This window comes from Devosia sp. (assembly GCF_030689745.1).
GTDB classification, from domain to species: Bacteria; Pseudomonadota; Alphaproteobacteria; order Rhizobiales; family Devosiaceae; genus Devosia; species Devosia alba.
On sequence record NZ_JAUYGL010000077.1, the window covers coordinates 1 to 8,643 of the forward strand.

An 8,643-nucleotide genomic window follows, 5' to 3' on the forward strand; every position below is an offset into this window, starting at 1 on the left:
GCGCAGCGACAAAAGAAGCTGCAGTGGGTTATCAACAACGCCCGCTTTCTGGTTCTGCCCTGGATCGAATGCAAAGGCTTGGCGTCGAAGATTCTTTCCCTTGCCGCTCGGAGAATCCCAAATGACTGGCTAAGCCGCTACGGCTTGCGTCCAGTTTTGCTGGAGACCTTTGTAGAATATGAACGACATAAAGGCACTTGCTACAAGGCCGCAAATTGGATCAAAGTCGGGCGCACTGCAGGCAGGGGCAAGAAATCCACCAGCCATAAACCCCTCATCCCAGCCAAAGACATCTGGCTATATCCACTGCGCGAAAACTTCGCCACATTTCTTTGCAAATAGCAAGATGGGGACACCGAATATTTTCACAAGTTCGACACTTTCTGAACGTAAACATATGATTTCATTAAAAACGGACTTTAAAACGCAGACTACAAAACGGGGCGGGCGAGGTCTGATGGGGTTGGCGATGTCAACTCCAGGGTGGCAAACAGCGACTTTTGGGCAGCCGTGATCTCGGTCAACGCGGTCAACGTTTTCCTCACGCTTGTCTCATTGGTCTGTTGGTAAATGCGCTTGAGCTGCTCCAGTCACGGTCGCCACCAGCTGCTTTGACTTGGGTTGCCCACCATTTTTCGGGGCCATGCATGAGGGTCAACTTTGCACCTACAGTAAGCCGAAGGTGTTGGCACAACTGCCGACTGTTGTCTGTGAAGGATTAGCAGCGGCCCTGGGTCTACCCGCATTACTCTTTTTCTTTAAAACCATTCCCTTTCCAATTGACCTATCATTTTTCTTTAGCTTTAGCTTGAGATATTGATCAGACTTAATCAAATAACGTAGCACGTAGTGAGTCAGATTAAAGCGCAAATGTGTATCTTTGGCAGAATCGGCATTAATCATTCCAATGCCTAAATGGGTGTAATTAGTCTTCTTACGGTTGCAGTTGAAGTAATAACCTCGACCCTTTGTGATGACATCACGCCAATACTTACCAATCTGTTCTCCCTTGTGAAAGTCACTTTTTAATTCAGAGCCTTTGAAAAAAAAGAGCAAGTGGTAGTGATACCCTTTCAAGTCGCCATACTCCAGCTTCCAGATATAGCCCTCCAAGTGATCAAACATGGCGTTGTGGCGTTTGTTTGATAGTAAACGATACAAGTCATCCTTGACCTCCTCTAAGGTCACCAAGTGCCGTGTACGGTCGTTTTGTTCATCATGTTCAACTAAGTATGACAAGTCAATACGCACCACCAGTAATCTAGACCGATCCTTAAATAAAGAATTCACATATTGGCTGTAGCTCTTGAATTTTTTATTTAACTCACGCTTACGGTTGACAACTTTATCAGTATAGTTAGTCGAATGGGACTTAGTACGTATTGAGTGGATTAACTGATTGAATACTTCAAACTCATACAGGTTAAGATCCGAATGATAGAACTCAGGGCTAGTTAAATGTATAGACGAAAGACCTACCTCCTCGCAGGCTAGCTTGTATAACTGAACATTTTCACTGTAAATGTAATAATTACTGTGCTCAATGATGCAGTCATAAAAGCCATTGACCAGTTTGAATTTTGATGCAAAAGTAGAGCGCTTGCAACGCATGAATGAAAATGAATCAGTGACGGATTTAATTTCAATAAACCCAACCTCCAGACTATTCTTGACTTCGTCTACAAACTTTTCTATCTCTCCTAGTAAAGCAATGTTGGTAGGTCCTTTGAATGAAGTTATCTTATCATCTACAGAAGCATGGTAACGACAAGAGTGTTCGTAGAGTTCAGAGTAGACTTCTTTAGGAAATATGTTTACATTATATTCAGCATTAGATTCCACGTTCGTTAAGGACATGATATTATCCCTTGTTTTTATAAATTAGTAGCATGAGACTTTTATTGACAAAAGTCTTGTCAAATTAATAAAATTATTTTTTTAACATTTTATCCGTGATTAATAAACTTTAATCAATTTATTATTTAATCATCATTGTGTAATGGTTATCTTTATCGATGCATTACAATTAAATTTAATCAAGATATTAATTGTTTAAGTATAATTAGTTAGTATATTTAATTATATATAAAACCAATATTATTTATTAATTTGTATAAAGTATTTGATTGAAATCAACCCGTTGGTATACGCATTTATCTTAAGAAAATTGAACCAATATCTATTCACCTTTAGTATTTGACTCGTTATTTCACTCTCATACCATGTGTGTGTTGATGTACATAGTTAGAGCACCCACGAGTCCACATGTGCATAGAAACGCTTTGCTTACAGATCTGCTTGCTCGGAAGCATAGACCGTTGATCACTCTGCCTTGGTTGCGTTTGAATATTGGTCTTCTGCTGTACGTTGATTGATCGGTTTCGGTAGGGTCATTGTCATTGGCTCTTTTTTAGGTACAACTCCGCTGCCATATGACTTGTCATTTTTGCCTAATTTCGCCTTTAGAAACTGTTCATTCATTGTTAGATAAATCGCTACATTGTTTAAGTTAGCTCGCAGCTCAACATCTGCAGTTGCATCAATCAGACCGTCGCCCAAGTGAAAGTATTTCTTCTTCTGTGCATTGCAATTATGAAATGTCCCATGGTTATCTGTTATATTTTGTTTCCAATATTTCCCAATTAGATCGCTGATGCAAGCATCGTTGCATACATCTAGTTCACGAAAGAAGAGTATCAAATGGTAATGATAGCCTTTACACTCGCTGAATTCCAATTTCCATATATTCCCAACTAGGTTTTCAAATAGTCGATTATGACGCCAGTTGTTTTTGAATCTTTTGAAGTCTTTATTTGCCTGTTCAAGTGTGACGTTTTGCCCTGGTGTGTCAGAAGAGGTGTTAATATTGACAAGGTACCCTAGATCAATTCTCAATACAAGTAGCCTTAAGTGCTGGGTGAACAGTGTATCGATATATTTTAGTGCACTCTTCTGTTGCCTTACAGAATTTGTTTTTCTGTTGGAAACTATTTTCTTGAACTCTTTAGCTTTTGAATTTGCTCGTATTGATTCAATTAATTCGTTGTATAAATCTGCCTCATATTTTTCAATTTTATAGATGAAGTCGTTAGGATTGCGGAAGATTACTGTTGGTAATATCAGTTTGTTACTTGAATCCTGAAATAGGTTAACATATTCGCTTAAAATATAGAACTCTTCGTACCTGCGAATGACAGATATAAACGCATTTATACTTTTAAAGTAAATCCCCAGTTCGGTTTGCGAGTACGTTACTTTTAGTATTCTGTCTTTTAATATTTCAACATTTTTTATGAATCCTATTTTTTTTGAGTTTATAATTTTTTTAACAAACTGTTCTATGAGACTCAATGAATAAATTTCAGAATCACAACGAAAGGTTGCAACTTTGCCGTTCACCTTTGCATAGTAAGAATTCAAGCTATTCGTTAATTCATCGTAAAACTCACTTGAGGTAAATTCATGGTTGTATTCTCGATTGTTTTTCATGATATTTAGTTAACTGTTGCCAAGCCCATTGCTAGGTTCATATGTAGATGTCCAAGCTGAACACTTTGCGACATCACCACTTTGGCAGCGACTGTTCCAAACCGTTGACACCAGCCTTGAATGCGCTGGGTGTGGACTGCGCAACGGTTTGGGTTGTCTTGGGTTCACTTTGGGCAACTTTTCCTGTTTATGGAAGTGCAACTTCACATCGCGTACATTATCTTCATAACTTGTACATGAATTTGCAGAACTGAGCCCGATTCCGGACAGATATGTGGCGCATGAGGTGTCACCCCTATGCCCACCGTGTTCCTGGGTTTGCAACCAAATGGACTGAGGAACATCACCTCAGCTCAATTGGTTGTCAGTGGGGCCTGGTCTGCTGCAACTGTGCAACCCAATCGATACCGCCAAGTGCCTTTCGGTATTTCTCAACTTCACCATAGTCTAGGCCGCATTCAAGAACCGCTTGTATTGATTCCTCAATGACGCGCTCCTGAAACGCCTCGGGGTCGTTTGCATCGTCGTCGTGCGCGCCATTTCTGTAGCGTTTGCACACTTCATGAACGCAAGACCGCATCTGGTACTCAAACGTGACATTGTCAAAAATGGAGGTAACTAAAACAGGTGAATCAACTGACTCAACTGACGCAGCATTTTTTAAGTCAAACCTCTGGGTTTCTGGCATTGTCTGCATTGTTCTGATTGGCGCGGGCTCAAGCTGCGGTCGCTCATTCTCCAAATGTGAGTATGACCGCGCATGATCTGCCAACGTAAATGACCCGGCAACATTAGCTGATGAATTTGCAGCACTTTGCAGGGCCGTGCTGCCAGGCACATAGGGTGCATGAAGTGCACCATGTTGATAAGCGGGTGTGAAAACCGCCGTCGATCTTTCTTGCACAGGCGCCAGACACCAGACGGATGGACTAGCCTGTCCCACCCCCATTTGTTTGTGAGACGTGATCCTCAACACAGACTTGGCCCTTTTGATTGCTCCCATGGAAATGCCGGCCGCTCTGGAGCGTGATTCAATTTCAGGGAACGCCAATCCGCCATGAGCCAAGATGCCGGTCAAAAATTCACGAGCTTCATCTACCGCACTGATGCTTTCGCTGTTTCCGCCAGCTTCAGCCTGTCTCAAAATGCTTTCGGCTGAGCCTTGAAGTGGCGTTTGATCCCAAGTGAGCATAGACGTTTTAATAGGTCCTTGGCCACCTTGAATAACGGCTGGATGAATCTGGTATGCAAACCCGCCGTGGTTCTTTCCAATGTTTGTTTTTGCCCTTACCAGTACACATTTGGGGGTGTTGTCATCCGGACAGTCTGAAATGACTTTGACGGTAAGCCACACGACTCTGGCCACAGCGGTATAGGCCAAACTCCCGTTGACTCGGTCAATCGGCTCTTTGCCTTTGGATCCTTTGTTGACGTGGGTAACACCGAGGATTGCGCAGTTGTTATGCTCCCCCAATTCGACCAGTGGCGCCAGAGACTTCCTCACAGCAGAGTTTTTGTTTGAATCACCCGCCACTGCTTGCACGATAGAGTCAATGATGATCAAAACCACATCGCCAAGTTCTTCGATGGCATTGCGCAACTTAGGAACATCAGTAGCAAAGTCAAATGTCCGCCTGCGACCATTTTCCTGTATGCCGCGAATGATGAGAACACGATCCAGATCGGCCCCTGCCGCAATCAAGCGGGGAATTATCGTGTCCTCAATGCCATCCTCTCCCGTCCAAATGATCACCTTGCCCGAGGGTGGGGATGTTCCGTCAGGCAATCGGTTGCGTCCCAAATAAGCGCTGGAAATACACGCTGCGAGATTCAGTACCACGGTCGTTTTTCCAGTGCCTGCAGGGCCAGCGAGGATGTGAAATTTGCCTTTAGCCAGCCAACCATCCCATAGACAGTCGATTTGCAGCGGCGGAATCAGCGCAGCAGACACCAAGTAAACGCCGTTAGCGAGCGGCGTGCCATGGGTTGGCAGATCTTTGGCTTGCCAAGTATTGAAGTTTTGGTTCATTTAGCGCGCCCTCCGAGGTTGGTGACAGGCTCGCAACTTGATTTGATCTGAGTTTCTAAATACTGCATGTGTTTCATCCTTTCTGGTGAATCGACCGCAGTCGTTGCCGATTCACCGTTGTCCGGCATATGCCGGGGTTACAGAGGATGAAAATTGTGCGGGCGCAAGGGGCATGGTTGTCAAACCGCAATACCCGCTACAACTGGAAAGCCATATTTCATGCGGGTTTCAAAGAAAAAGGCGCAACCCCTTGCCCCTATTTTTTTTTAGCCCCCAGTCCATCCCATACACTGGGCTGAGCATCTTTCTCTGTGTCTTTGCGCCTTTGTGCCAACAATTTGCGAACACGAGCTCCAGAGATATGAAATTGTTCAGCGGTTTTCTTTGTTTTGTTGGCCTTGTGGAAAAAATATAGCTTCTCTAGTTCATCGATAGTCCAGCGTTTTTGCGTGCCACTGACAGAAGACGCGCTCGGCTGAATACTGACTGCTATCGCGGTGGGCTCTAAGCCCTTCTCGGGGTCTTGAATCTGAACGGTGGCATCTTTTTCTTTAGACTTCTCCCCGGTGATTGAATCACTTGACTTGGCACTCCCTGCACCTTTTCCAGAGTATGTCGTTTGGCAACCTGTTAACAATGCGAATCGAGCAGCAGTTAAATCAACCGCGTTTTCGTCAGTGAATCCAATCAACTCCAAGAAAAGATGCAACCATTCTGTCTTTATTTCTTCCTCCATGCACCAGTTGAAGAAACGAATTGGCTCGATGTCAGGCTGCTTCACCTCTTGCTCGTCCTGCCACTCTTGCCACTCTTCAAGAATATGCCGCGCCTCGTGGAACCGCATATTGCTGCCATGCAGTGGTTTTTCATCTAATCCAATCCCACCATCTGGAATTTCGTGACAATCGAATGGTGGGTCAATGCCGGCAATCAACAATGCGGCCATTGGTGCTGTCCAAGTGCTCATCTGCAAAAAATAAAGAAGTCGGTCATTAAGCCTGCCGCCAGAAACTATGGCCTCAGCCAAATTGCCTTTTCGATTTGAGCGTTTGGCAGACGCCAGAGGATCAGCAGGTTTTGGAGGTGACAGTTGTTGCTGCGGCAATTTGTCGGCTTGCTCCGGCAATACGGTTAATGCCATTGGCGCTGACGGCCCGTCGATTGTTTGTTTCTTACGAGTCGGCGTTGCCAGTACCTTTTTCTTCTTTGTTTCGCTTTTTACATTCGCTGCACAGCTTTCTAACCACGCGTCAACATCGGATTGGAACCAGCCGATTGCACCACCGCCTAAACTGAATGACTTTGGGAAATTGGCGGCATACCGTGCCGATTTTTCGTTCATCCTGTCGTAGATGACAGTTCTGGAGAGCCCCGTATGGGCAATCATGTCTTTGAGGCGAAGGATTGGTCCGGCCATACAGAATTTTCCTCGGAATGTGAATTTTTTGGCGAGCCAAAACTGTGAAAGTGGTATTTGCGGATGGTCAGGAATCCTACTGCTAAAACCCTCAGGCTACCCAACAGGCTGAATAACTGACGACTGGCTAATTGGTTGAGTAAAGTTCTTCACTTATATGTGTTTCACGATGTCCTGTCAGGTTGTACAGCCGTCGTACAAAACGTTCCCCACTCAGACATCAGTGCCTGACGCTTTGAAAATTGAGTGCCTCGCTGATAGGCTCGTTCGACAACATCTGGCAGTTGGTGCGCCAGCGCATGTTCGGCAACTTCTCTTGGGTATGCAGTTGCCTCCGCTGCCCACATGCGAAATGTTGAACGAAAACCGTGAACGGTGACACCATGTCCTGAGGCATCTGTCCAAATCGGCTTTTCCGCGTCGCCGTTCATGCGGCGGATTAACGCCGTCAGCGTCATATCCGAGAGCATTTGTCCCTTGGTGCCCTTAAAGATCAATTGACTGCTGCAAGAATCAGGCGATGCCGTAACCGAAATCAGCGATGTTTCTTGCAGGCGAGCCAAAAGGGCCAATGCAGCATCTGAGAGTGGTACTTGGTGTTCCCGTCCTGCCTTCATACGGCAAGATGGAATCGTCCAAATCTTTTTCTTTGAATCAATTTCTGACCATTGAGCACCACGCACTTCGCCAGAACGGCAGGCTGTGAGAATGGCAAATTCCAAGGCAAGTGCAGCGATACCATTTCGCGCTTTGATTGCTGAAATGAATTCATTCACGCGCTGCCATGGCAGAGATGGATGATTTTTCGTTCTGGATGCTTTGCCGATGTTGGCAAGCAAATTTTCTAAGTGACCTCTCCATCGCGCTGGATTTTCACCAGTTCTGAAGCCACTCGTGGTAGCCCAACCCAGAACCGATTCAATACGACCTCGCAGACGGCTAGCAGTTTCGGTTTTTTTTTGCCAGATAGGCGAGAGGCACTTGACAATTAGCGCCGTGTCTATGTCAGCCACCGGAAGCTGCCCAAAAACAGGGCTGGCATAGGTCGCTAATGTATTTGTCCACTGGTCGATGTGCTTGGCATTTTTCCAGCTTGACTTGTGCGCGTCTATGTAGGCTTTGGAACACTGATCGAATGTCATCATCTTGGCACGATGTAGAGCATCGGCCAATCGCTTTTCTTTTTTGACTGTCAATGGATTCTGACCATCCACCAAAAGTTTACGTGCATCCAATGCCTTGACACGTGCTTCGGCCAAACTAACAGTGTGTGTTGGCCCTAGACCCATCCCAAAAGGCACACCATCCCGCATGAAACGAAACAGCCAACTCTTGACACCAGCTTGCGTGATTTGAAGGGCTAATCCCCCTCCATCTCCATACAATCCGGGCTTGGTTAATTTGGTGACTTGCAGAGCTGAAAGCTTACCTAACTGACGCGTCATGGGTTCTAACTTGTTTAAATTCGACTATCGAAACGACTATCAAATTGTAGTCGGATTCAATGGAATGAATTAGAACAGTTTAGGACATAATTAACCTGCAAGTAATTGTTTTTGTTAGCTATATAGAACTTCTTAGGATTGCATGGGATGCTATCAAAGCAGACCCCTGCTCCGCCAGATGATGCCCTAAGTAGTTGATCTACTTAGGGCTTTTTCATTGGCATCGGCAATTTGCACAAACCGCGGGACCACGCTGTCAGCGG

At 45.0% G+C, this 8,643-nt stretch carries 6 protein-coding genes; 1 reads left to right on the forward strand and 5 read right to left on the reverse strand.

Annotation, left to right across the window (positions count from 1 at the left end):
- The coding region (locus Q8O80_RS06610; RefSeq protein WP_305578205.1) for a Druantia anti-phage system protein DruA at positions 1-342 on the forward strand (342 nt) is incomplete at its 5' end.
- A gap of 324 nt (positions 343-666) precedes the next feature.
- Here Q8O80_RS06610 and Q8O80_RS06615 read toward each other — a convergent pair.
- From Q8O80_RS06615 to Q8O80_RS06635, 5 genes are all read right to left on the reverse strand, one after another.
- Positions 667-1,857: an inovirus-type Gp2 protein gene (locus Q8O80_RS06615; RefSeq protein WP_305578207.1), complete on the reverse strand. Its 1,191-nt coding sequence runs from the start codon at positions 1,855-1,857 to the stop codon at positions 667-669.
- A 465-nt stretch (positions 1,858-2,322) separates the two neighbouring features.
- Positions 2,323-3,489, reverse strand: a complete 1,167-nt coding sequence (locus Q8O80_RS06620; RefSeq protein WP_305578209.1) for an inovirus-type Gp2 protein — start codon at positions 3,487-3,489, stop codon at positions 2,323-2,325.
- Positions 3,490-3,853: 364 nt separating this feature from the next.
- Positions 3,854-5,518 carry an AAA family ATPase gene (locus tag Q8O80_RS06625; RefSeq protein ID WP_305578211.1) on the reverse strand — a complete coding sequence of 555 codons (1,665 nt, stop codon included), beginning with the start codon at positions 5,516-5,518 and terminating at the stop codon, positions 3,854-3,856.
- Between the two features lie 256 nt (positions 5,519-5,774).
- Positions 5,775-6,935: an AlpA family transcriptional regulator gene (locus Q8O80_RS06630; RefSeq protein ID WP_305578213.1), complete on the reverse strand. Its 1,161-nt coding sequence runs from the start codon at positions 6,933-6,935 to the stop codon at positions 5,775-5,777.
- Between the two features lie 164 nt (positions 6,936-7,099).
- Positions 7,100-8,380 (reverse strand): site-specific integrase, encoded by a 1,281-nt coding sequence (locus tag Q8O80_RS06635; protein WP_305578215.1) that lies wholly within the window; start codon positions 8,378-8,380, stop codon positions 7,100-7,102.
- Positions 8,381-8,643: the final 263 nt, after the last annotated feature.